The following is an 861-nucleotide window of genomic DNA, read 5'->3' on the forward strand; positions in this document are numbered from 1 at the left end:
CGCCACGCCCAGGGCACCGGGCGGCGCCGGCGCGCGCTGTGTCCGGCTCACGGCGTCCGTCCGTACACGGGCTCCGGCGCGTCCGGCGCGCTCCCGAGCGCGTCGCCCAGCCAGCGGTCGTACGACTTCTCCCACTGCCCGCTGGAGACCATGTCCTCCAGCACCCCGTTGACGAAGCGCACCATGTCGGCCTGGCCGGCGGGGATGCCCACGCCGTACGGCTCGTCGCTGACGGCGTCGCCCACCACCTTGGCGTACGGGTCCTGGGCCGCGAAGCCCGCCAGGACGGTGTCGTCACCCGTGATCGCGTCCACCGCACCCTGCTGGAACAGGACCAGGCACGTGGTGTGGGTGGCCGCGGGCACCGCCTCGACGCCCTTCCACTCCGCCAGCCGCTCCAGGGTCGTGGTGCCTTCTGGCGCGCAGACGCGCTGGCCGTCCAGGTCGTCGATGCTCTCCACGTCCGACGTCGAGGGCACCAGCAGCTTCTGGCCCGCGTGGTAGTACTCCGCCGAGAACGCGATGTTCTCCCACCGGTCGCAGTTGATCGTGAACGCGCGCGTCACGACGTCGACGTCGCCGTCCTCCAGGACGGTCTCGCGGTCGCCCGACGTGATGACCCGGAACTGGATCTTGTCCGGGTCGCCCAGGATCGCGTCGGCGATCTGCCGCGCCACGTCGATGTCGAAGCCCTCGATGTCGCCGTTGAACGGGTTGCGCGAGCCCATGAGCAGGGTGTCCGCCGAGACGCCGACCCGGAGGGCCCCGCGCTCGCGGATGTCGGCCATCGTGGAACCCGACGTCACCTCGGGACTGCCGTCCGGGTCCGCCGAGGCGACGGCCGGCAGGCCGTCGCCGCAG

The 861-nt window shown here is 72.4% G+C and carries 1 protein-coding gene; it reads right to left on the reverse strand.

Features of this window, described 5'->3' with window-relative positions; genetic code table 11:
* Window positions 1-47: 47 nt before the first annotated feature.
* On the reverse strand, window positions 48-861 hold an 814-nt coding region (locus tag PROKR_RS01315; protein WP_051432577.1), incomplete at its 5' end, for a glutamate ABC transporter substrate-binding protein.

The sequence above is a fragment of the Promicromonospora kroppenstedtii DSM 19349 genome (genome assembly GCF_000515355.1).
Taxonomy (GTDB): domain Bacteria; phylum Actinomycetota; class Actinomycetes; order Actinomycetales; family Cellulomonadaceae; genus Promicromonospora; species Promicromonospora kroppenstedtii.